The organism is Cellulomonas cellasea (genome assembly GCF_030372105.1).
GTDB classification, from domain to species: domain Bacteria; phylum Actinomycetota; class Actinomycetes; order Actinomycetales; family Cellulomonadaceae; genus Cellulomonas_A; species Cellulomonas_A cellasea_A.
This window is the reverse complement of record NZ_JAUDBQ010000001.1, coordinates 168,342-190,002: the sequence shown is the minus strand read 5'-3', so window position 1 is coordinate 190,002 and position 21,661 is coordinate 168,342. Positions and strand designations below refer to the sequence as shown.

Annotated in this window: 18 protein-coding genes, 1 tRNA gene and 1 pseudogene; 15 read left to right on the top strand and 5 right to left on the bottom strand. The window is 74.7% G+C overall.

Annotated elements, in window-relative coordinates; translation table 11 throughout:
• Positions 1–272: 272 nt before the first annotated feature.
• The 5 genes from QUV83_RS00790 to QUV83_RS00770 all read left to right on the top strand — a co-directional run bounded on the left by QUV83_RS00790 (position 273) and on the right by QUV83_RS00770 (position 4,170).
• Entirely contained in the window at positions 273–587 is a 315-nt protein-coding gene (locus tag QUV83_RS00790) for a hypothetical protein (protein ID WP_289561677.1), read from the top strand.
• A gap of 109 nt (positions 588–696) precedes the next feature.
• A complete protein-coding gene (locus tag QUV83_RS00785) occupies positions 697–1,263 on the top strand; it encodes a hypothetical protein (RefSeq protein WP_289561676.1) in 567 nt (188 codons plus the stop codon).
• Positions 1,263–2,357 carry a peptidoglycan-binding domain-containing protein gene (locus QUV83_RS00780; protein ID WP_289561675.1) on the top strand — a complete coding sequence of 365 codons (1,095 nt, stop codon included), beginning with the start codon at positions 1,263–1,265 and terminating at the stop codon, positions 2,355–2,357. The genes QUV83_RS00785 and QUV83_RS00780 overlap by 1 nt, the downstream gene beginning before the upstream one ends.
• Positions 2,354–2,995 (top strand): ABC transporter ATP-binding protein, encoded by a 642-nt coding sequence (locus QUV83_RS00775; RefSeq protein ID WP_436231858.1) that lies wholly within the window; start codon positions 2,354–2,356, stop codon positions 2,993–2,995. Before QUV83_RS00780 ends, QUV83_RS00775 begins: the two co-directional genes overlap by 4 nt.
• Complete coding sequence (locus QUV83_RS00770; protein ID WP_289561674.1) at positions 2,992–4,170, top strand: FtsX-like permease family protein; 1,179 nt, start codon at positions 2,992–2,994, stop codon at positions 4,168–4,170. Before QUV83_RS00775 ends, QUV83_RS00770 begins: the two co-directional genes overlap by 4 nt.
• 49 nt (positions 4,171–4,219) lie before the next feature.
• Here QUV83_RS00770 and QUV83_RS00765 read toward each other — a convergent pair whose 3' ends face one another.
• A complete protein-coding gene (locus QUV83_RS00765; protein WP_289561673.1) occupies positions 4,220–5,020 on the bottom strand; it encodes an SRPBCC domain-containing protein in 801 nt (266 codons plus the stop codon).
• 578 nt (positions 5,021–5,598) lie between these two features.
• Between QUV83_RS00765 and QUV83_RS00760 the strand changes: the two genes are divergently transcribed.
• Both QUV83_RS00760 and QUV83_RS00755 read left to right on the top strand, forming a co-directional pair.
• Positions 5,599–10,194 (top strand): hypothetical protein, encoded by a 4,596-nt coding sequence (locus tag QUV83_RS00760; RefSeq protein ID WP_289561672.1) that lies wholly within the window; start codon positions 5,599–5,601, stop codon positions 10,192–10,194.
• 34 nt (positions 10,195–10,228) lie between these two features.
• On the top strand, positions 10,229–10,462 hold the full coding sequence (locus QUV83_RS00755) for a hypothetical protein (RefSeq protein ID WP_289561671.1): 234 nt from the start codon (positions 10,229–10,231) through the stop codon (positions 10,460–10,462).
• Positions 10,463–10,530: 68 nt separating this feature from the next.
• Here the strand turns inward: QUV83_RS00755 and mscL are convergent, their stop codons facing one another.
• Positions 10,531–11,001: a large conductance mechanosensitive channel protein MscL gene (gene mscL / locus QUV83_RS00750; RefSeq protein WP_289561670.1), complete on the bottom strand. Its 471-nt coding sequence runs from the start codon at positions 10,999–11,001 to the stop codon at positions 10,531–10,533.
• 32 nt (positions 11,002–11,033) lie between these two features.
• The gene (locus QUV83_RS00745; protein ID WP_289561669.1) at positions 11,034–11,717 is read right to left on the bottom strand and encodes an SAF domain-containing protein; all 684 of its coding nucleotides are present in this window, start codon (positions 11,715–11,717) and stop codon (positions 11,034–11,036) included.
• Positions 11,718–11,801: 84 nt separating this feature from the next.
• Here QUV83_RS00745 and QUV83_RS17630 point away from each other — a divergent pair, with 84 nt between their 5' ends.
• Positions 11,802–12,080 (top strand): hypothetical protein, encoded by a 279-nt coding sequence (locus QUV83_RS17630; protein WP_354003917.1) that lies wholly within the window; start codon positions 11,802–11,804, stop codon positions 12,078–12,080.
• 14 nt (positions 12,081–12,094) lie between these two features.
• Here QUV83_RS17630 and QUV83_RS17625 read toward each other — a convergent pair.
• Positions 12,095–12,235: pseudogene (locus QUV83_RS17625) on the bottom strand (FmdB family zinc ribbon protein); the annotation flags it as partial.
• A gap of 126 nt (positions 12,236–12,361) precedes the next feature.
• Between QUV83_RS17625 and QUV83_RS00735 the strand changes: the two are divergent.
• Positions 12,362–14,938, top strand: a complete 2,577-nt coding sequence (locus tag QUV83_RS00735; protein WP_289561667.1) for a penicillin acylase family protein — start codon at positions 12,362–12,364, stop codon at positions 14,936–14,938.
• 55 nt (positions 14,939–14,993) lie between these two features.
• Here QUV83_RS00735 and QUV83_RS00730 read toward each other — a convergent pair whose 3' ends face one another.
• Entirely contained in the window at positions 14,994–15,650 is a 657-nt protein-coding gene (locus tag QUV83_RS00730; protein ID WP_289561666.1) for a 5-formyltetrahydrofolate cyclo-ligase, read from the bottom strand.
• Positions 15,651–15,785: 135 nt separating this feature from the next.
• On the opposite strand from QUV83_RS00730, the gene galU reads away from it, so the two are divergent.
• From galU to QUV83_RS00700, 6 genes are all read left to right on the top strand, one after another.
• Positions 15,786–16,685, top strand: coding sequence for a UTP--glucose-1-phosphate uridylyltransferase GalU (galU, locus tag QUV83_RS00725; RefSeq protein ID WP_289561665.1), 900 nt, complete (start codon positions 15,786–15,788; stop codon positions 16,683–16,685).
• Between the two features lie 59 nt (positions 16,686–16,744).
• The gene (locus QUV83_RS00720; protein WP_289561664.1) at positions 16,745–17,974 is read left to right on the top strand and encodes a molybdopterin molybdotransferase MoeA; all 1,230 of its coding nucleotides are present in this window, start codon (positions 16,745–16,747) and stop codon (positions 17,972–17,974) included.
• The gene (locus tag QUV83_RS00715; protein ID WP_289561663.1) at positions 17,974–18,570 is read left to right on the top strand and encodes a GNAT family N-acetyltransferase; all 597 of its coding nucleotides are present in this window, start codon (positions 17,974–17,976) and stop codon (positions 18,568–18,570) included. The genes QUV83_RS00720 and QUV83_RS00715 overlap by 1 nt, the downstream gene beginning before the upstream one ends.
• A gap of 102 nt (positions 18,571–18,672) precedes the next feature.
• Positions 18,673–19,803, top strand: a complete 1,131-nt coding sequence (locus QUV83_RS00710) for a hypothetical protein (protein WP_289561662.1) — start codon at positions 18,673–18,675, stop codon at positions 19,801–19,803.
• A 51-nt stretch (positions 19,804–19,854) separates the two neighbouring features.
• Positions 19,855–19,930: transfer RNA gene (locus QUV83_RS00705), tRNA-Ala, on the top strand.
• Positions 19,931–20,121: 191 nt separating this feature from the next.
• Positions 20,122–21,639, top strand: a complete 1,518-nt coding sequence (locus tag QUV83_RS00700) for a family 20 glycosylhydrolase (RefSeq protein ID WP_289561661.1) — start codon at positions 20,122–20,124, stop codon at positions 21,637–21,639.
• The last annotated feature ends 22 nt before the right edge of the window (positions 21,640–21,661 follow it).

Genomic DNA, 21,661 nt, shown 5'->3' with positions numbered 1-21,661 from the left:
GCCCGCCGTCGGGCGCGCTTCGAACATGGCCGTGACACGGCCTCCCACCTGCGAATAGACCACACCCCGCGCCGTGGCTAGTGCGTTCCTCACGAGTTCTCAACGCTAATGAACTACGTGAAGCGGGCCCGTTGACACCGTTCATCCCCGATCGCTACGTTCTGGGCGCGCCGACAGGCGGAGACGCGAAGGGGGCTCGCGTATGACCTTCCCGTTTGTCGTCCAGTCGCCGCTCTCGCATTTCTCTCGATGACGACTGGAATGAGGATGGAATGACAAGCAAGCGCACTTTCATCACCTCGGCTCTCGCGGCGGTCCTCGTGCTGGCTCCCGCGACCACGGCCCTCGCGTGGACCAACTCGAGCGCGATCTCGTGCACGACCTCCACGGGGTGGCAGATCCACATCAAGGCGTCGACCTCCGGCTACCGCTACGACACGGTGGTCAAGAACGGCGTGGCGACGACGTTCATCCTCGGCAACGGCGGCGGGACCGTCACCAACAAGACGGGGAAGTCGCTCGCCGACAAGGTGTCGGTCTCGGCGGGCTCGGTGTCCTCCGCGTCGCGCTACTGCGGCACCGTCTGACCACATGCGCCAAACGTCGTGCTGGGGCCGTTCGCGGCCCCAGCACGCGGAGAAGGGTGGGGAAGTGCGAGCTCGGTGTCAGAGCGGCGGAGCGCCCGCGTCACGGGTCGTGGCGGCAGCGGCAGCCGCGCTGCTGACGGCGCTCGCCGCGGCAGGGTGCGCGGCGTCCGAAGGCGGATCCGGGGACAGCCGGCAGGCCGAGGAGTGGGCGGAGCCGGCATGGTTCGCCCAGCAGGCCCGCGAGGGCGAGGAAGCGCAAGCCGCCCTGCAGGCGTGCATGGACGGCCGTGGGTGGTCGGTGCCGATCACCAAGCGCGGGGGCTCGCCCACCGGGTTCACCGACGAGGACGAGGCAGCGGCCTTCATGGCGGACTCGACGACGTGCCTGGCGGACCTCGGCATGGACCTCCCGACGGTGGGCGACGCCGAGGCGCGCGAGTTCTACGGCTACCAGCTCGACACGCTCGCGTGCCTGCGCCACCAGGGGGTCGACATGCCGGACGCACCCTCGCAGGACGTGTACGTCGAGACGACTGTGCGCTTCTTCGCGGGAGACGAGTCGGCCGACTACTGGGAGCCCTACGACGACCTGTGGTCGCTCGCCGAGCACGGCGAGATCGACGCCGACGCGGTCACGGCGGCCGAGGCGGCGTGCCCGCAGTACTGGATCCACTGATGGGCAAGTGGACGGCGGTGGCCTGGGTCGCCGCGCTCGGCGTGGCGGCGACTGCGGGCTGGGCCGCGGGCCGGGCGACGTTCGTCCCCCCGCAGGCGGAGCCCGTCGCCGCCGTGGTGCAACTGCACACCGTCACCGAGGACACTGTCGGGTCCTCGCTCGCCCTGACGTCTGTGGCGCAGTGGCGTTCGGTGCCGCTGGTGGGCGGTGATGTCGCGGGCAAGGTCACGGGGATGACGGCCGCGCCCGGGGCCGTCGTCGACCAAGGCAGCGTGCTGTTCAGCGTCGACCTGCGCCCGGTGGTGGTCGCCGCGGGCGAGGTGCCCGCCTTCCGCGCCTTGGACTCCACGGTCGAGGGCCCGGACGTGGCGCAACTGCAGCGGATGCTCATCGCGCAGGGCCACCTCGCAGGCGCCGCCGACGGCAAGTTCCGATCGTCCACCACGCAGGCCGTGCGGGCGTGGCAGAAGGCCCTCGGGGCGCCCGTGACCGGGTCCGTGCCGCTCGGCGACGTCGTCTTCGTCCCCGAGCTCCCCGCGCGGATCACCTTCGAGGACGACGTGCGAGTCGGCGCGGTGCTCTCGCCGGGGGACGCGGTGCTCCGCGCGGTCGAGCCGGCGCCCGCGTTCACCCTCCAGATCAGCCCCGACCAGCGCTCAGTGGTCCCCGAGGTCGGCGACCCGGTGCGCGTCACGCTCGGCGACACCGTCCTGGACGCGCTGGTCGCCTCGTCGCAGACCACCGACGACGGCGCGCTTCTGTTCACGCTGACCGCGCCCGACGGCGGCCCGGTGTGCCCGGGGCCGTGCGACGCGGTGCCGTTCGACGGGCAGGAGCACCGGGCTCCCGCGACTGTGCTCCTGACCCCGGAGGTCACCGGGCCCGCCGTGCCGCTGTCCGCGCTGGCCACCGCCGCCGGGGGAGGCGCGTACGTGGTGCTGGCAGACGGCTCCCGGGCGCCCGTGACCGTGCGCGCGCAGGACGGATCGCGCGCCGTGGTGGATGGGATCGCGGTGGGCGCGTCGGTGCGGCTCTTCGCCGAGGGGCCGGTGACCGGCCCCGAGCCGGGCGGCCCGACCGCCTCGTCACCGTGACCGCCCTGGGCGCCGGCGGCCTCACGTTCGGCTATCGCAGCGACCAGCCCGTCTTCCAGGGCCTCGACCTCGAGCTGCCGCCCGGCGCCGTGACGACGCTGACCGGGCCGTCAGGATCGGGCAAGTCCACACTGCTGTACGTCCTGGCCCTGCTGCTGCGCCCCACCGCGGGCCAGGTGTTGTGGGGCGGCGTGCGGTCCGACACGTTGCCCGACGGCGTGCGGGCCCGGCTGCGGGCCGCGCACTCGGGGTTCGTGTTCCAGGACGCGATGCTCGACCCGTCCCGCACAGTGCTCGACAACGTCCTCGAGGCCGCTCTCTACGCCGGCATGGGCCTGGCCGAGGCCCGTGACCGCGCGCGCTCGCTGCTGGACGACCTCGGGGTCGGGCACCGCGTCGACCATCGCCCGGGCGAGGTGTCCGGCGGTCAGGCCCAGCGGGTCGCGTTGTGCCGCGCCCTGGTCACCGAGCCGACGGTGATCTTCGGCGACGAGCCCACGGGCAACCTCGACGACGAGTCGGCCGAGCTCGTCTGGTCGACGCTCGCCGCCCGGGCCCGCGCCGGGGCGACAGTGGTGGTCGCGACGCATGACCTGCGGCTCGCGGCGCTGGCCGACCAGCAGGTGCGCCTCTCATGACGCTCACCCGGCCGGCCGTCCGCGCGCCAGCCCACCCCGGACGGCCCCGCCCGCGCTTGATCTTGCGGGACGCGCTGCTCGGCGCCGTAGCGCAGCCGGTGGCCACCGCCACGGCCGCGCTGGTCGTCGCGGCGGTGTGCCTCGTGGTGCTGCTCACCACCGGGCGCTCGGCCGCGACGGAGCGCGAGGTCATCGCGTCGATCGACTCGGTCGGAGCCCGCCTCGTCACCGTGACGGACACCCGCGGCACGGCGGGGATCGCGCCCTCGGCGGTGGCGGACGTCGCCGCGCTCGCGGGCGTCGAGTGGGCCTTCGGGCTCGGCCCGGCGAGCGACGCGCACAATGCGGACCTCCCCGCCGTCGGGGTCGGCGTCCCGATGCGCGCCCTCGTCGGCGAGCTGCCGTCCACTGTCGAGCTCGTGGCGGGCCGCGGCGCGACGGGCCCCGGGGAGGCGGTGGTCGGGTCGGGCGCCTTCGCCCGGCTCCGGATGGGCGACGCGGTCGGCACCGCCACGGACGGGGCCCTGCGGGTGGGCGTCGTCGGGCACGTGCGCGCCGGGGGAGCCCTCGCCTTCCTCGACGACCTCGTGTTGTACCGCCCCGGCGACTACCGCCCCGATGACGGCGCCACCGGCGACGCGCAGGCCCAGTCGGTGCGCTTCGTTTACGTGCTCGTCGACGATGCCGCCGCCGCACCCGGCATCGCCGACGCGATCACCGCGGTGCTGCGGGCACAGGACCCGGCTGCGGTCGAGGTCAGCACCTCCGAGGGTGTGCTGCGCTTGCGGGAGGTCGTGGCGGGGAGCCTGGGCGCCGGGTCACGCCAGCTCATGGCCGGGGTGCTCGGCGGAGGGCTCGTCCTCGTGACGATCACGGTGCTCGGGGCCGTGGCGGGGCGGCGCAGGGACTTCGGCCGGCGCCGCGCGCTCGGGGCCAGCCGGAGCGCGATCGTCGTCCTCGTCCTGGCGCAGACGGCCGTCGCGGCGACTGCCGGGGCGGTGCTCGGGACCGGCGCCGGCCTCGTGGCCGTCGAGCTGCTCACCGGCAGCCTCCCGGCGCCGGCGTTCACGGCCGGCGTCGCGACGCTCGCGGTGCTGGTGGCCCTCCTCGGCTCGCTGCCGCCTGCGCTCGCTGCGGCGTCGCGTGACCCGGTGCGCATCCTGCGCGTGCCGTGAGGCCACCGCGCTGCTGCACCTCCGCGCCGCCGCACCGCCGCCGCCGTCGTCAGTCGAGGTCGAGCACGAAGAACGGCCCCGCGTCGTCGTGCTCGATGCGCGCCGTCCCGGTGATGCCGACGAGGTCGCCCTCCCCGGAGCCCGGCACCACGTACGCGAACGCGGTCGGGTGGCCGGGCTCCATCCCGCCGTGGTGCACGGTGAACGCGCCAGACCGCCCGTCGTCGAGGACGCCCTCGATGCGCTCGGCGGCGAGGTACCCGCGGCTGCCCTCCTCCGCGCCGGAGGACAGGAAGTGCGCGACAGACGTGCCGCGGATGCCGGACGTGAACGTCTTGTGCATGAGCACGGCGTCAAGCCACCCGCCGTCGATCCCCTCGAGCGTCGCGGGCTCCCAGCCGTCCACGTCGAATCGGGCCACGATGGTGTCGAGTGTGGGGGCGAGGCTCGCGAGGCCGTCGAGCATCATCCGCCAGTTCGCCGCGGCGTGCTGGGCCCCGGCCTCGTCCCGGTTGCCGTCCTGGATCACTGTGACGCGGCTGCCGTCGTCCTCGGGGACGACCTCGTAGGTGACAGTCTGGTGGTTGGCGGGCTCGTCGGGCAGGCCGGAGGACGGGCTGTAGAAGTCCGTGACGAGCAGCCGCGGCCGGTCGAACTCCAACACCGCGCCGCGATCCTCGTACTGCTTGCCCTGCCACTCGCCCCGGTAGCGGATGGGGCTGCCGACCTGCCAGTCGGTGGTGAGCTCGGTGCCGAAGAAGTACTGCCGCACCAGGGCCGTGTCGGTGAGCGCGCGCCACACCGCCTCCGGCGTCGCCCTGATGTGGATGTCCGCACGTGCCTCGTGCATGGCCCGTCGCCCCCTGCCCTCGCGTCGCGGCGCCCTCGCCCCCTCATCGTGGCCCCGGCGCCGACGACCGTCGAGCGGGGAGCCGGCCCGCTCGACTGCGGCTGGCTCGGCTCCGACGCCATGGCCCGCGCGCCCGGCGCCCAGGAGGGACTCAACGCGCTGGTCACGGCGTCTCCCGACCTCGTCTGGACGCACCTGCCCTCACGTCGGATTCCGCGTGACTCTCCCGTTTTCACCGCGTTTATCGGCCGTCTGTTCACCCGCCTGCGCGGCCCTGGACATTTGACCAGCGCCTCTAGCACGGGGCACACTGGTGCTCGACAGTGCGCATCGCCTGCCCCCTGCGCGGTGCGCACTGTTCTTCGTCCGGGCTCGGGCGGGAGGCTGAGAAGCCCCCGCCCGAGGACCCGCGACAAGCTCCCCGCGAGTCGGGTCGAGCGTGCTCCTCCTTCCCCTGACCAGTCGTCGTCGCGCGTGGTGTCCTCGCGCTGTGTCGTCGCCCTGTGCCGTCTCGCGGTGGGGCTGGCTACGGCGCGCCAGGAGGGCCATCTCGGCCTGAGGGCATTAGCGTTCGGCGGGTGAACGTTCCCGCGCGCGCACCCGGCTCGGGACCCGATGTGGATTCCGCGCCCGGCGTGCACCCGAGCCCGACCTCGACCGCTGGCACATCTGCCCGCCCTGACGCCGAGGCCGGGCGTCGCGACCCCGCGAGCGCGCAGCCGAGCCCCACGCTCGTGGAGCCGCCCACCGCCGCCGAGTTGTTGAGCGGCGCGGTCGCGGCCTGGCGGGCCGCCCTCGTCGAGGCCGCCGGGGGCTCCACCCTGGCGGACGTCGACCTGCTGGGCGACGCCGCGCTCGACCTGTCCGCGGCGCACCCGTCCGGGATCGCGCAGCTCTTCGCCGGCCGGGAGACGCGGCTGTCCAACCTGGTCCGCGAGGGCGGCGCGCTCGCCAGCGCGAAGCGCCGGGCCCGGGCCGTCAGCGCCCGTGCGGAGCGGTACGCGCAGCGGTACGGCATCGCACCCACCTACCTGGCCATCGGCGTCGCGACCTGGACCGAGCGCACGACGCCCGACATCGCCGAGGACGACGTCGCCGCGCTCGCGGCCGTCACCCGCCCCCGTGCGCCGCAGTCCCGCGCCGGGCTGGGCGACGGACAGGGCGCGGGGCAGGGCGACGTGGACGCCGACGGGGCTCCCGCCGCGCGCACCGTCCGGGCCCCCGTGCTGCTGCGACCGGTGTCGCTGCGCGCCCGGGGCAGCGGCGAGAGCGACTACGAGCTGGCCCTGGAGCCGTCCCTCGAGGTGAACCCCGTCATCGCGCGCGCCCTGCGCAGCCGTGGCGCGCTGCTCGACCCGGGCGCCGTGGCCCGTGGCGCGTTCACCGGCACGGGCTTCGAGCCGCGCTCGGCCCTGCAGCGGCTGACGTCGCTGGGCGAGGCCGTCCTCGAGGGCTTCCGGCTCGACGAGAGCGTCGTCGTGGGCACGTTCGTGCACCCCGGGCAGGTGCTGGTCGACGACTTGGACAGCCTGGCCGGCACACTCGACCGCCATGAGGTCGTCGCCGCGCTCGCGGGCGTCCCGGAGGCGCGGGCCCGCCTTGCCCGCCCCCTGCCCGAGCCGGTGCGCGGGGACCGCGACCCGGACCTGGAGCGCGGCGTCGGGGACCTCGACCCCGCGCAGCAGCACGTCCTCGACGTGCTCGCCACGGGGGAGCACCTGTTCATCGATGCGCCGACCGGCAGCGACGTCACCGGCACCCTCGCCGCCGTGGTCGCCGACGCCGCGGCCTCGGGGCGCTCGGTGCTGTACGTGCCGGGGCACCGCCGGGCCGCCGCCGCGCTCAGCGCCCGGTTGGACGATCTGGGCCTGAGCGACCTGCTGCTCGATGTCGCGCCCGAGGCCGGGTGGCGCACCGCGGCTGGCCGGCGCCTCCTCGCCGCGATGACGCTCGAAGCCGAGCCCGTCGACACCGCCCGGCTCGGCGCGCTGCGCCGGGACCTCGTCGCGCACCGCGAGCAGCTGCGCGCCTACGTGGACGCCCTGCACGCCTCCCGCATGCCATGGGGCGCGTCGGCCTACGACGCCCAGCAGGCCCTGGCCCGGCTGACCGCCACCCGGCCGGCCCCGCGCACCCGCGTGCGCCTGCCCGTGGAGGTGGCGCGGACGCTGGACGCCCCCCGCCGCGAGCAGGCCGCCGACGCGCTGGCCCGGGCCGCACGGCTCGGCGCGTTCACGCTGCGGCCCACCGACACCCCGTGGCACGGCGCCGGCCTGCGGACCGCCGAGGCCGCCGCCGACGTGCTGGCACGCCTCGACCGGTTGCTCACCACAGGCCTAGCGGGCATCACCCGGCGGGTGCGCGAGGTCGCCGACACCACCGGGCTGCTGGAAGCCGGCACGCTCGCCGCGTGGGGCGAGCAGCTCGTGATGCTCGCCGGCATCCGCGGGGCGCTGGACGTGTTCCAGCCGATGATCTTCGAGCGCACCGCCGCCGACCTGGTCGCCGCCACCGCCACCAAGGAGTGGCGTGCGGAGCACGGGATGCCGATGGGCTTCTGGCTGCGTCGCCGGCTGCGCAAGCAGGCCCGGGACATGGTGCGCCCCGGCCGTCCCGTCGCCGACCTGCACAGCGCGCTCATCGAGGTGCAGGTCCAGCGCGACATCTGGCAGGCGCACTGCCCCGCGGGCGGCTGGCCGAGGCTGCCCGACGGCCTGGCCGTCATGGAGGGCGAGCTGCGGGAGGTGCTGGCCGACGTCGAGGTGCTCGACCAGGCGCTCGCGACCACCCCCGGCGGCGGCAGGCTCGCCGAGGTCCCGTTCGCCGAGTTGGTGGACCGACTCCAGCGCCTGCAGGACGACGCCGCCGCGTTGGAGACCCTGCCCGAGCGCACCGCGACGCTCGCGCAGCTCGTGGCCACCGGGCTCGGCGGTCTGCTGGACGACATGATCAGCCGCAAGGTGGACGCCGCGATGGTGGGCCCCGAGCTCGAGCTGGCGTGGTGGAGCACCGTCTTCGAGCACATCCTCACCGCCGACCCCGCGCTCGCCGGTTACGACGGCGCGGCGCTCGGCGCCCTGAGCGCCAGGTACGCGCACCTCGACCGGGCGCATGTCGCGAGCCTGCCGGGGCCGGTGCGCACGGCTGTCGTCGGGCACGTGACAGCGGCGCTGCGCGCCCACCGCGAGCAGGCGGAGTCGCTGTTCGCCGAGCTCATCGGCGACCGCATGACGAGCTTGCGGGACACGGTCGCGCGCTACCCGGACCTGGTCCGCAAGCTGCGCCCGGTGCTCGCCGCCGCGCCGATGCTCGTGCCGCAGGTGCTCCCCGCCGGCCGCACCGTCGACGTCGTGGTCATCGACGCCGCCGCGCACCTGCCCGTCGAGATCGCATTGGCCGCCATCGCGCGCGGCCGCCAGGTGGTCGTGGTGGGCGACGCCCGCTGCGCCTCCGGCACCGCCGTCCGCGAGCTCGCGGACGTGCTGCCGGTGGTGGCGCTGCGCGCCGACGCCTCCCGCCGCGACCCCTACCTCACGCAGTTCCTCGCCGACCACGGGTACGCCGGGGTGCTGAGCCCCACGCCGCTGCCGCACAGCGCGCCGCTGGTCCGGCTCGACGTGGTCGACGGCACGGGCATGCCCGACGCGGCCACCGGCGCCGTCGAGAGCACCCGCGCCGAGGTGGAGCACGTCCTCGAGGCCGTGCTGACCCACGCGCTCATGCACCCCGACGAGTCGCTGGCCGTCATCGCGTCCTCCCCGCTGCACGCCGAGCAGGTGCGCGAGCGGGTGCTCGCCGAGGTGCGGGACAACCCGGCGCTGGCGGTGTTCTTCGACGCCCGCCGCGCGGAGCCCTTCGTCGTGGCCGATCTGGCCGGGGTGGCCGGGCTGCGCCGTGACGCGGTGCTGCTGTCCCTCGGGTACGGCCGCACCCCGCACGGACGCGTGCTGCACCGGTTCGGCCCCATCAGCGCGCCGGGCGGCGACGCCCTGCTGCTCGACGCCTTGGGCGCCACCCGGCACCGGTTGCACGTGGTCTCGTGCTTCGGCGCGGACGACCTGGACCGCGACCGGCTGCGCGGCCCCGGAGCCCAGCTCCTGCACGCGCTGCTCGACTTCGCCGCTCGACGCGGCAACGGGGAGACGACCTCGCTCATCGCCGCCCCGGCCGCCGATGAGTCCGCTGACGTGCCCACATCCGGCGACGCGCCCACTGAGGCGCCCGTGGCCTCGACCGGCCTGGCCGCCGCGCCCGCTGCCCCGCCGAACGAGTCCGACCGCCTGGTGATCGACCTGGCCGAGCGACTGTGGCGCCATGGGCTGCTCGTCGAGGTGGACTACGGGCTGCCGGGCGGGACGCGCATCCCCCTGGCTGTCGGCCACCCCGAGTTGCCGGGCCAGTTGCTCGTCGCGGTGCTCACCGACGACGACGCCTATGTGGCCCAGCAGAGCGTGCGCGTGCGCGACCGGCAGACCGCCGACAGGCTCGAGCAACTCGGCTGGAGCACCGTGCAGGTCTGGTCCGCCGCGGCGTTCCTCGACCCGCAGGCCGAGGTCGACCGCATCCGGCGGGTCGTCCAGGCGCGTGTCGTGGCGTCGCGTCCCGCGCCGGTGCGCGCCGCCCGGCCGCCGGTGGCGCCTGTCGGGCAGGCCGGGCTGCCGGAGCGGCTGCCGGTGGGGCGCGTGGTGGACTACGCCCCGCAGACGGGCGCCCTGCCCTTCGTGCTCGAGCACCAACTGGCCACGGGGGCCATCCCGGTGGTCGACGGTGACGCTGCCCCCGATGCCCCGGGTGTCGCGGAGGCAGCATTGAGAGCGGGCGTCGTCTCGCAGGAGCCTGTGTCCGGCGAGGGCTCCGTGCCCGCGATGGCCGGGCCGACAGTCGTCTGGGAGGTCGACGGCCAACCGTCGGCATCCGCGCCGTCCGCCGACGTTGCGGGCCAGCAGCCGACGCTCCCGGTCCGCGCCCAGCCGCGTCCGCCGGTGCGCTCCGGGCTGCCGATCAGCGCGTACAGCGACGACGAGATCGACGAGGTCGTGGCGTGGCTGGTCTCGGACGGGGCGCAGCGCTCCCGTGAGGACCTGGCCGGCGAGGTCCGCGACGAGCTCGGCATCACGCGCCGCAGCTCGCGGGTGGACGCCGTGATCGCCGCCGCGGTGCGCCGCGCCCGCTGACCGGCCGCTGACTCTGCGGTGGGATCATGGACGGGTGAACCCGATCGACCCGCATGCCACGAGTGACACCGGCGAGCCCGCTGCGAACGGCGAGCCGGCACAGCGCCCCGCGACCCCGGCCGCGCCCCAGCCCGGGCCGAGGCGCCCGGTGATCGACGACGCCCCGCTCATCCCCGACCGCAGCGCCGACGACTCGGACGCCGGCTGGGGCGATGGCTTCGACTCCAACGACGACCGACTGCGCCGGGACGTCCCACCGCACTGGTGAGCCAGTCCCGCGCGCCTGTCTGCCGGGTGATCCGTCCTCCCTCCCGCCGGGTGCGGTGCGGGCCCGGATCAGGACTGCGGGCGGGCTCCGGCGTCGTCGCGGGCCGGGTGGTGCTGGATGCCAGCGTCGTTGCGGACGGCAGGGGTGAGCTGCTGGGCCAGCAGATCGCGGATCTCCTGCAGCACGAGCACGTCCTCGGCGGGTGCGGCGGGCTCGTCCTCGATCCCGGCCTTGCGGCGCTTGGCCAAGTGGTTCAGGGGCAGCACGATGACGAAGTACAGCGCGGCGGCGGTGATGAGGAGCTGCAGCGCGGCGTCGGCGACGAGGCCGAACTTGTAGTCGCCGCCGAGGAGCGTGTACTTCCACAGATTGGTCAGGTCGGCGCCACCGAAGACCGAGCCGATGAGCGGGCTGAGGAACCCCTCGACGAGCGAGGCGACGAACGCGTTGAACGCGGCGCCGATGACCACGGCGATCGCCAGCTCGATCGCGTTGCCGCGCGCGACGAAGTCCTTGAAACCGGTCAGCACACTCTTCATGACGCCTCCTGAGGGGGAACTGGGCGCGGGAATCATCGCACGATGACCGGGCTCAAGGACGCCCATGAGGCGGCCCCCGCGAGGGCTGCCGCGTCGTCGGCGGAGACGGCGAGCAGCACGGGGGGACTCGCCTGCCCGCCGGGGTCCGCGCCGAGCGTGAGCGGCCCGGACGCTCGCGAGTCGAGCGCGTCGAGGGGCGCCGCGAGCACGAGCGCTGAGCGGGCCAGGTAGCGGCCCGACTGGTCCGCGCCGTCGGCAGCGGCGGCCAGCACGTCGATCCGGGCGCCGGGGGTGAGCAGCGCCGCCACTCCGTCGTCGGCGAAGCGGACCGGGGCGACCACCGTGCCGGGCGGTCCCGCGACCACCTTGGCGGCCACGACCCCGTCGACCAGCGGCAGCCCGGCGGGCGCCGCGACGGCGAGCGTGCGCCCCACGAGCTCGTCGGCGGCAGGAAGGGCGCCCTCCGGAGCGGACTCGGCGAGGTGGGCGGAGGCGCGCAGGTCGGCTGCGGTGAGCACTGTCCCGGCGGGCAGCGCATGCGCGGCGACGACCACCGGCGTGGTGGCCGCTGGCGGTGGCCTGAGCTGGCCGACGGTCACGGCCGCCGCGGCGCCGACGAGGAGGGCGGCGAGCGGCAGGCGGAGCCGCCAGAGCAGCACGCGTGCGCGCCGTCGGGCGCGTGCGGGCCGGGGCGTCAGTGGGCGGGAGGGTGCCATGTCCGGACGCTAGGCGCGGTGGGGCGGCCCCCCAGGTGGCAGCACGGCGCCCCGCGCGGAGCCCGTCCCACGGAGGGACTGGGGGTGGGTCGCGGTGGTCAGCTCGCGGCGGCCGGCTTCGCGGCGGCGGGCTTCGCAGCAGGGCTGGACGAGCCCGACGAGCCGGTCGACGACGACGACCCGCCAGCCGATGACCCACCAGACGACGACCCACCAGACGACGACCCACCAGACGACGAGGCGGCCGAGGACGTGGACGAGTCGCTCGACGACGAGCCCGAGCCGCCCGACGTCGAGCCACCCGACGTCGACGGCGAGCTGGCAGAGGACGACGACTTCGTGTTCCGGGAGTCGTTGCGGTAGAAGCCCGAGCCCTTGAACACCACTCCGACGGCGGAGAACACCTTGCGCAGGCGTCCCTCGCACTCCGGGCAGACCGTCAGCGAGTCGTCGCTGAAGGACTGCTGGATGTCGAAGGCGTGGCCGCACTCCGTGCAGGCGTAGGCATAGGTGGGCACTGTCTCTCCCCAGTCGACTGACCTGCCGGCCGCAGATCGGCGGCTGGCACTCTCCAAGATCGAGTGCCAATCTTACGCGGACGAGTGAGCAGGTCGGCGCCTGTGCCCACCGGCTACCCTCGCAGCGTGCCCCGTCGCCGCGCCCGCCGCCTTGTCCTCGCCGTCGTCGCGACGGCCATCGTGCTCGTCCTCGTCGGGACGGTCGTGGTGACCACGGCCCTCGTGCGGCGCCCCCTCCCGCAGGTCTCGGGGGAGATCGAGCTGCCGGGCCTGGACGCCGCGGTGACCGTGACGCGTGACGACCAGGGCATCCCGCACCTCACCGCCGAGACCTCCGCGGACCTGTTCCGCGCGCAGGGCTTCGTGCACGCGCAGGACCGCTTCTTCGAGATGGACTACCGCCGGCATGTCACCGCGGGCCGGTTGTCGGAGCTCGTCGGCGCCGACGAGCAGGCCCTCGACGCCGACAAGGTGATCCGCACCCTGGGCTGGCGCAAGGTCGCCGAGCAGGAGTGGGACCTGCTCTCGGAGCCGACGCAGGACTACCTGCAGGCGTACGCCGAGGGCGTGAACGCCTACCTGGACGGCCGCGAGCCCGGTGAGATCGCGGTCGAGTACACGATCCTCGGGATGCGCGTCGACGTGGCCGACCCGGAGCCGTGGACGCCTGTGGACTCCCTCGCCTGGCTCAAGGCGATGGCGTGGGACCTGCGCTCCAACTTCGACGAGGAGATCGAGCGGGCGACCGTCTACGCCACGGTGGGCGACGTCGCGCGGGTCGAGGAGCTGTTCCCCGCCTACCCGGAGGAGTCCAACCTCCCGATCCTCGCGGCCGGCGCCGCGCAGCAGGTGAGCGCTGTGGCGGAGGGCTCCGCCATCGACCTGGCCGACGCGGACCTGCAGGAGGCGCTGGCCGCCGCGAACGCCGCGCTCGCCGCCGTCCCGCGCCTGCTGGCCGACGGCGAGGGCACCGGATCGAACTCGTGGGTGGTCGCCGGCGACCACACGGCCTCCGGCAACCCGGTCCTGGCCAACGACCCGCACCTGGGGATCTCCGCGCCCGGCATCTGGTCGCAGATCTCCCTGACCTGCGCGAAGGTGTCGCAGGAGTGCCCGTTCGACGTGTCCGGCTTCTCCTTCGCGGGCTTCCCCGGCGTCGTCATCGGCCACAACGCCCATCTCGCCTGGGGCCTGACCAACATGGCGGCCGATGTCACCGACTTCTTCCTGGAGCGGGTGGTCGAGCGGACCACGCTGCTCGACGGCGAGCGGGTGCCCATGGACATCCGCATCGAGACGATCAAGGTCAACGGCGGCGACGACGTCGACCTGGCGGTGCGGGAGACCGTGCACGGCCCGATCGTGTCCGATGTGCTGAACCTCGGCGAGGCGCACCAGGCGCCGGCGACCGAGGAGACGCCGTGGGGCCAGTACGAGGTGGCGCTCCGCTGGACGGCACTGGAGCCGAACATCACAGCGGACGCGCTCTTCGCGCTGAACATCGCCGAGGACGCCGAGGACGTCGCCGCCGCGGCGGCCCAGTTCGCCGCGCCCGCGCAGAACATCGTCTTCGCGACTGTCGACGGCCACATCGGCTACCAGGCGCCCGGCCTGATCCCGGTGCGCGACGACGTCGCCGGGGCTGCCGTGCCGTCCGACGGCTCGTGGCCCCGGCCCGGCTGGGACAGCGCCTACGACTGGCAGGGCTACCTGCCGGCCGAGGAGCTGCCCGCCGCCCTGGACCCCGCCGAGGGGTTCATCGTGGCGGCGAACCAGGCGGTGACGGCCTTCGACGCCGGGCCGTTCCTGACGAACGACTTCGACTACGGGTACCGCTCGCAGGCCATCCGCGACAGCCTCGCGGCCCAGATCGCGGCGGGGCAGAAGATCGACGTGGCCAGCACCGAGGAGCTGCAGCTCGACGAGCTGAACCCGTTCGCGGAGGCGCTCATGCCCGCGCTGCTGGCGGTGCCGATCGACGACGACTTCGACGACGACGGCCAGGAGCTGCTGCGCGATTGGGACCTGCGCTCCGACGCCGACTCGGCGGCGGCGGCGTACTTCGCGGCGGTGTGGTCGACGCTGCTGCGGCTCACGTTCTGGGACGACCTGCCCGACGGGTTCGAGCCGAGCGGCGGGTCGCGCTGGCTCACGGTGGTCGCGGGGATGCTCGACGACCCGCAGTCGCCGTGGTGGGACGACCGCACCACCGTGGGCATCGTCGAGGGGCGCGACGAGATCCTCAACCGCGCGCTCGTCACGGCGCGCAGCGAGCTGACCGTGGCGATGGGACGTGACGCGGGCGACTGGACGTGGGGCAGGCTGCACGCCGCGGCGCCGGAGCACCCGCTGCTCGGCGGGTCGTCGATGCCCGCGATCGTGCGCCGCCTGGTGAACCCCGGCGCCGTGCCGGTGGGCGGCGGCTCCTCGATCGTCAACGCGACGTCCTGGGACGCGGCGTCGGGCTCATTCGAGGTGGGGGCCGCGCCGTCCATGCGGATGGTCGTGGACCTCGGTGACTTGGACTCCAGCACGTGGGTCAACCTCACGGGGGTGTCCGGCCACCCGGCCAGCCCGCACTACGCCGACCAGCTCGGGGCCTGGGCCGAGGGGTCCAGCTACCCGTGGCCGTTCACCGCTGAGGCCGTCGACGAGGCGGCAGCGGACCGGCTCACCCTGACGCCCGCCCGCGGCGGCCGCTGAGCCCAGCGGACGCCGGGGCCCTACGGCCGGCGGGGAGCCTTTGCCCCGGCGGGGGTCACCCGACTCGGTCGTCACCCGGGCGCAGCGACTGCCAGCCGTCGGGGGTGGCCACGGCGTCCACCGTGCGGTCGTGCCGCTGCCGGGGGAGTGGGCGCGTCCCGGCGTCGTAGACCTCCTCGGGGAAGACGAGCGCGATGACGCGGACCCCGGGGCGGGCGTGCAGCAGCGCGCGGTCGTACCAGCCGCCGCCCTGCCCGAGCCGGGTGCCCGCGGTGTCGACGGCGAGCGCGGGGGCGACGATGACGTCCGCCTCGGCGATGGCCTCGGCGCCCAGGGGAGGCGTGCTCGGCTCGGGGGGTCTGCCGGGCGCCCGCTGGCGCAGGTCCTCGACTCCGGCGTACTCGGCCCAGTCGCGCTGCAGCCCGGCGCCGAGCACTGGCAGCAGCACCCGGACGCCCCGGGAGGCGAGGCGCTCGAGCAGCGGGCCGGTGCCGGGCTCGGTGGGGCGCGCGGCGTAGACGGACACGCAACGGGCCTCGGCGATCTCGGGGACGGTCTCCACGACGGAGGCCAGCGCGAGCTCCGCCTCCTCACGTCGGCGGGTGGAGCGGGCGGCCCTCGAGGCCCTGATTGACCTGCGCAGATAGTCCTTGAGGTCCTCGACCTCCAAGCCCTCGGAGGCGGTGGGATAGGGCTGTGCAGCGCTGCGCATGTGGACCATTCTCGCAAAGGTGATCTGGGACCTCTGGCACGTGTGTCCTAAGTCTCACGGACATTACGCGCCTAGAGGACGAATGTGACGAATCTCGCGCGCCGGGATCGCCGTCCGACGCTAGCGTGATCTGGCATGACACTCCACAAAGCGGTCATCCCCGCGGCGGGTCTCGGCACCCGTTTCCTGCCCGCCACCAAGTCGACGCCCAAGGAGATGCTCCCGGTCGTCGACAAGCCAGCCATCCAGTATGTCGTCGAGGAGGCCGCCGCCGCGGGCCTCGACGACGTCCTCCTCATCATCGGTCGGAACAAGGGCTCCATCGAGGACCACTTCGACTCCGCGCCCGAGGTCGAGCGCGCCCTCGAGGCCAAGGGCGACGACGCGCGGCTCGACGCCGTGAAGCGCTCGAGCGACCTCGCCCACGTGCACTTCGTGCGGCAGGGCCAGCCGAAGGGCCTGGGGCACGCGGTGCTGCAGGCCAAGCACCACGTCGGCGACGAGCCGTTCGCGGTGCTGCTCGGCGACGACCTGATCGACGAGCGGGACCCGCTGCTGCCCACGATGATCGCGCTGCAGGAGCGCACCGGCGGCTCCGTGGTGGCGTTGCTGGAGGTCGAGCCCAGCCAGATCTCGCTGTACGGCGCGGCCGCGGTCGAGGAGCTGGCGGACGCCCCCGCCGACCAGGTGCGCGTCACCGGGCTCGTGGAGAAGCCCGCCGCGGAGGACGCGCCGAGCAACCTCGCGGTGATCGGGCGGTACGTGCTGAACCCCGCGGTCTTCGAGGTGCTGGAGAACACCGCGCCCGGCCGTGGCGGGGAGATCCAGCTCACCGACGCCCTGGCCACCCTCGCGGACCTGCCGGCCGAGCAGGGCGGCGGGGTGTACGGCGTCGTGTTCCGCGGGCGCCGCTACGACACGGGCGACCGGCTCGACTACCTCAAGGCCGTGGTGCGCCTGGCCGTGGACCGCGAGGACCTGGGCCCGGACTTCCGCGAGTGGCTGGTGGGCTTCACCCCGACGCTGGAGGGCTGAGCCGCGCCGACGGCGGCCCTGGGGCCGTCCCAGGGCCGCCGTCGGGGCAGAATGCGCAGATGAGATCCGTCCAGGACCACCTGGCGGCGGTGCTGGGGGCAGTCGGCCCGGTCGCCCCGCTCGACGTCGTCCTCGCCGACGCCGTCGGCTGCATCCTCGCCACCGACATCGCCGTGGAGCTCGACGTGCCGCAGGCGCCCGTGGCGGCCCGTGACGGGTACGCCGTGGCCGCCTACGACACGGCGGACGCCGGGCCGACCAGCACCCGGACGCTGCCGGTGGCGCATGACGTCCTGGTCGGGTCGCCGGCGGCGCTGCGGTTGGCCCCCGGCCAGGCGGTGCGGATCGCCTCCGGGGCGCCGCTGCCGCAGGGCGCCGACGCGGTGGTCCCGGTGGAGGAGACGGACCGGGGCGCGGCCCGGGTGGCGCTGCAACGGCCCGCCGTGCCCGGGCAGCATGTGCGGCTGCCGGGATCGGACGCCCGCGCGGGCGATGTGGTCCTGGCGGCGGGAGTCCGGCTGGGCGCCCGCCAGCTCGCCCTGGCGGCGACGCTCGGGCGCGGCCGGATCCGTGTGCACCCCACACCGCGGGTGGTGATCGTCTCGGTCGGCGACGACCTCGTCGAGCCCGGCTCCCCGCGCCGCGAGGGGCGGGTGTACGAGGCCGACGGGCATGCGCTGGAGACGGCGGTGCGCGACGCGGGCGCCTCCGCCCGGCGGGTCGGCATCGTCTCCGACGACCGGGCCACCCTGCGTGAGGCGCTGGAGGACCAGCTGGTCCGCGCCGACTTGATCCTCACCACCGGAGGCCTGAGCGAGTACGCGCACGACACGGTCAAGGATGTCCTCGCCCCGCTCGGCACCGTGCGCTTCGACCATGTCGCGATGACCCCCGGCCACCGGCACGGCTTCGGCACTGTCGCCGGCCTGGGCGGTGACGGCGCCGTCCCGATCTTCGCGTTGCAGGGCCACCCCGTGGCGGCCCAGGTGTCCTTCGAGGTGTTCGTGCGCCCGGCGTTGCGGGCCATGGCCGGGCACGCCGACCTCTTCCGGCCGTCCGTCACCGCCGAGGCCACTGTCGGCTGGGCCTCCCCGCCGGGGCTGCGGCAGTTCGTGCCGGCGCTGGTGGTCGGATCCCCCGACGACGGGTACGAGGTCACCCCGGTGGGCGACCCGGGGGTGCCGTCGGTGACCGCGCTGTCCCGGGCCAACGCGCTCGCGGTGGTCGGCGAGCAGGACACCGCTGTGCGTCCGGGCCAGCGGGTGCACTGCCTGGTGCTGGAGGGCTGATGGCGCCGGGTTGGCCGGTGGTGCTCGCCGACGGCGACGTGCGGCTGCGGCCGCTGCGCAGGCGTGACGCCCAGGCGTGGATGGCCTTGCGCGCGCAGAACAGCGCGTGGCTCGAGCCGTGGGACGCGACGTCGCCTGTGCCGTTGCACGGGCCGCGGCCCTCGTTCGGGGAGTTCGTGCGGTCGCTCAACCGGCAGGCGCGATCGGGCACGGCGCTGCCCTTCGCCGTGGACTACCAGGGGCGGCTCGTCGGGCAGCTCACCGTCGCGGGGATCGCGTACGGGTCGCTGCGCTCGGCGTCCATCGGGTACTGGGTGTCGCGGCACGTCGCCGGCCGGGGCATCATCCCCACGGCCGTGGCGATGGCGAGCGACCACTGCTTCGGGGCCCTCGGGCTGCACCGGGTGGAGGTCAACATCCGCCCCGAGAACGGGCCGTCGCTGCGCGTCGTCGAGAAGCTCGGCTTCCGGGACGAGGGCGTCCGCGAGCGCTACCTGCACATCGGCGACGAGTGGTGCGACCACCGGACGTTCGCCCTGACCGTCGAGGAGCTGCCGCCGGGCGGCCTGCTCGCGCGGTGGCGGGCACGACGCTGAAAGCCGCTCATACCCGGGCGCGTCGGCGTGTTGGCGGAGGGGGAGCGCGACACGCCGAGGTCGATCCCCGAGTGGTGACGGGCCTGCCCCTACCGTCATGACGTGGACACTCCTGCAGGCCTCGTCACCCTCGCGGTGGTCGGCCTGTGGGGCGCGTACTTGATGCCGCACCGGCTGCGGCATCGCCAACAGCTCCTCGAGGCGCGGATCGACGACCGCCACTCGGGCGCGCTGCGGGTGCTCGCCGTCGCGGACCGGCCTCGTCGCCGGAGCCCGCGCAGGGAGCGCTCGACACCTGTTCTGCTCACTGCCTCGGCTGACTGCTCGACGGTCGCCGAACAGCGGGTCAAGTTGCTCACCCCGGGTCGGGGGATCCCGCTCGGGGCGTCCGGCGGTGCGAACGGAGGCATGGCCGTGGATCGACCTCACGGGACTCAGGACAGGATCAGCGCAGACGCTGCCCGTCGTGCCGCGCAGCAGCGCGCCGCGCATGCGGCGGCCGTCGCCCGACGGGGCGCCGCTGCGCGCCGTCGTGCCGTGCTGGCGCTGGCGCTGCTGGCGGCGAGCGTCGCGGGCTGGGCCGTCGCGGGGCTGACCACCGTCACGGTGCTCGCCGGTGTGGCTCCCACGGTGCTGTTGGGGTCCGTGCTGGTGCTGGGCCGCCGCGCCGTGGTGTCGGGGCACGCCGCCGACGCCGAGTGGGAGCGCAAGCTGCATGAGCGCGCGCTGCCGCCCGCCCGTGCCACCGCGCAGGCGCCTGCCGTCACCGGGCACGCGGTGCGGCCCTCCGAGGCGCACACCGAGGTCTTCGCCCGCATCCTCGACAACGTCGAGGGCCCTGCCACCGCGACGGCCACGCCGAGCGCGGCGAGCGGGACCATCCCGGTGGTGCGCCGCAGCGCCCGGACGGACACCGCCCGCACGGGCGACGCAGCCGCTGACGAGGACGAGGACGCCTGGTCGCCGGTGCCGGTGCCGCGCCCCACCTACACGCTCAAGGCCTCGGCCCCCCGCCGGGAGCCCGCCCCGCTCGGCGACGTCGAGGGCTCCACCGCCGCGGCGCAGCCGGCCGCCGACGCCGGGCTGCGTGGCTCCACGCTGGACGCCGACGGGGTGAGCCGCACGGCCGCCGACGTCGAGGGCGGCCGCACGCCGATCGAGCAGCCCGCGACCACCACGGGGTCGATGAACCTCGACGAGATCCTCGCGCGGCGACGCGCCGCGGGGGAGTAGCGGCGAGTTCGCGATGCACCCCGCTCGGGTGCTAATGTTTGAGCCGCTCGAGGGGCTGTGGCGCAGTTGGTAGCGCGTCTCGTTCGCAATGAGAAGGTCAGGGGTTCGAATCCCCTCAGCTCCACCACCGAGTTCGACGCCAACCCTGTCCGCCGCTGAGGCGGGCAGGGTTGAGTCGTCTCTGGAGGTCGCTGACCAGGCGTGGCGTCCCACGGAGGATCGCGAAAACGCACATCACAACCCCTTTCTCTCCGAGCGCCGCGATGCGAGGATGTCGGCCAGCGGCGCCCCGGCGCCGCCCCGACCGAGAGGGGCGCCGTGCAGCCTGACGCCATTGAGCTCATCCCGCAGCCGCTCCGGTGCGAGCCCCTCGACGCCGAGGAGTTCGTGCTGGGGCCCAGGCTCGTCATCCTGGTGGGCGACAGCCCGGACGAGATGTCGGTCGGGGTCCTGGCCGGCGACTTGCTCGGCCGGCTGACCCACCGGGCGGTCGAGGTGCGCGGGCATGGCGGGGCGGTGCGCGGCGAGGACGTCCTCGTGCTGCGGGTCACGCCCGACGCGCAGGTGCCCGCGCCTGAGAGCACCCCGGAGGCCGACCGGGCGGCGACCGCCGCGCAGAGCTACCGGCTGGAGGTCGGCCCCGGCCGGGCGCAGGTCTCCGCGCCCACCACCGAGGGCCTGCTCGCGGGCTTCCTGACGTTCCAGCAGTTGCTGCGCCCCGGCCCGGACGGGCTGCTGCGGGCGCGCGCGGTGCGCGTGGAGGATGTGCCGCGCTACCGCTGGCGCGGGCTGTCCCTCGACATCGCGCGGAGCTTCTTCACCCCGGACGAGATCAAGGTCGTCATCTCGCTGATGGCGCACTACAAGCTCAACATGCTGCACCTGCACCTCACGGACGACCAGGCGTGGCGGCTGGAGACGCCGTCGCGGCCACGACTCGTGGAGGAGGCCGCGGAGGGCGCGGTGACCGGCGGGCGCGGCGGGCGCCTGACGGTCGCGGACCTGCGCGACCTGACCAGCTACGCGTCCGCGCGGGGCGTCACGCTGGTGCCGGAGATCGACCTGCCCGGCCACGTCAACGCCGCGCTGCGCGCCTACCCCGAGCTCAACCCGTCCGGTGAGGCCCCGCCCCGGCATGTGGGCCTCGAGGTCGGCTTCAGCCGCCTGACGGCCGCCCTCCCGGCGACCCAGGGGTTCGTCGAGGATGTGCTGACCGACGCCGCGCAGCTCACCGCCGGGCCGTACCTGCACCTGGGCGGCGACGAGGTGCTCACGATGGAGCGCGCCGAGTACACAGAGCTGATCGAGGCCGCGGCCAAGGTGGTCCAGGCGACGGGCAAGACGGTGGTCGGCTGGCAGGAGGCCGCGGGCGTCCCGCTCCCGCCCGGAGCGATCGTGCAGCTCTGGGACACACGGCCCGACCTGCAGGCGGTCCGGGACGCGGTGGCGTCCGGGGCGCGGCTGCTGATGTCCCCGGGGTCGCGGGTCTACCTGGACATGAAGTACGACGCCTCCACCGAGTTGGGCCTGGAGTGGGCCGGGCACATCGAGCTGCGGGACGCCTACGACTGGGAGCCGTCCACCCTGGTCGAGGGCGTGGACCCCGGCGCCGTGATCGGTGTCGAGGCGGCCGTGTGGAGCGAGACGCTGCACGACCTGGACTCGTTGCTGCGCATGCTGCTGCCCCGGCTGGCCGCCGTGGCGGAGGTCGCATGGTCGGTCCCCGAGCGCCGCTCTTGGGAGGGGTTCCGCGCCCGCGTGGCCCACCAGCCAGTGTTCTGGGAGCGGGCCGGATTCCCCTGGCACCCGTCCCCGCAGGTCGACTGGGCCCTGTGAGCCAGGGCTAGGCGGGCCCGCC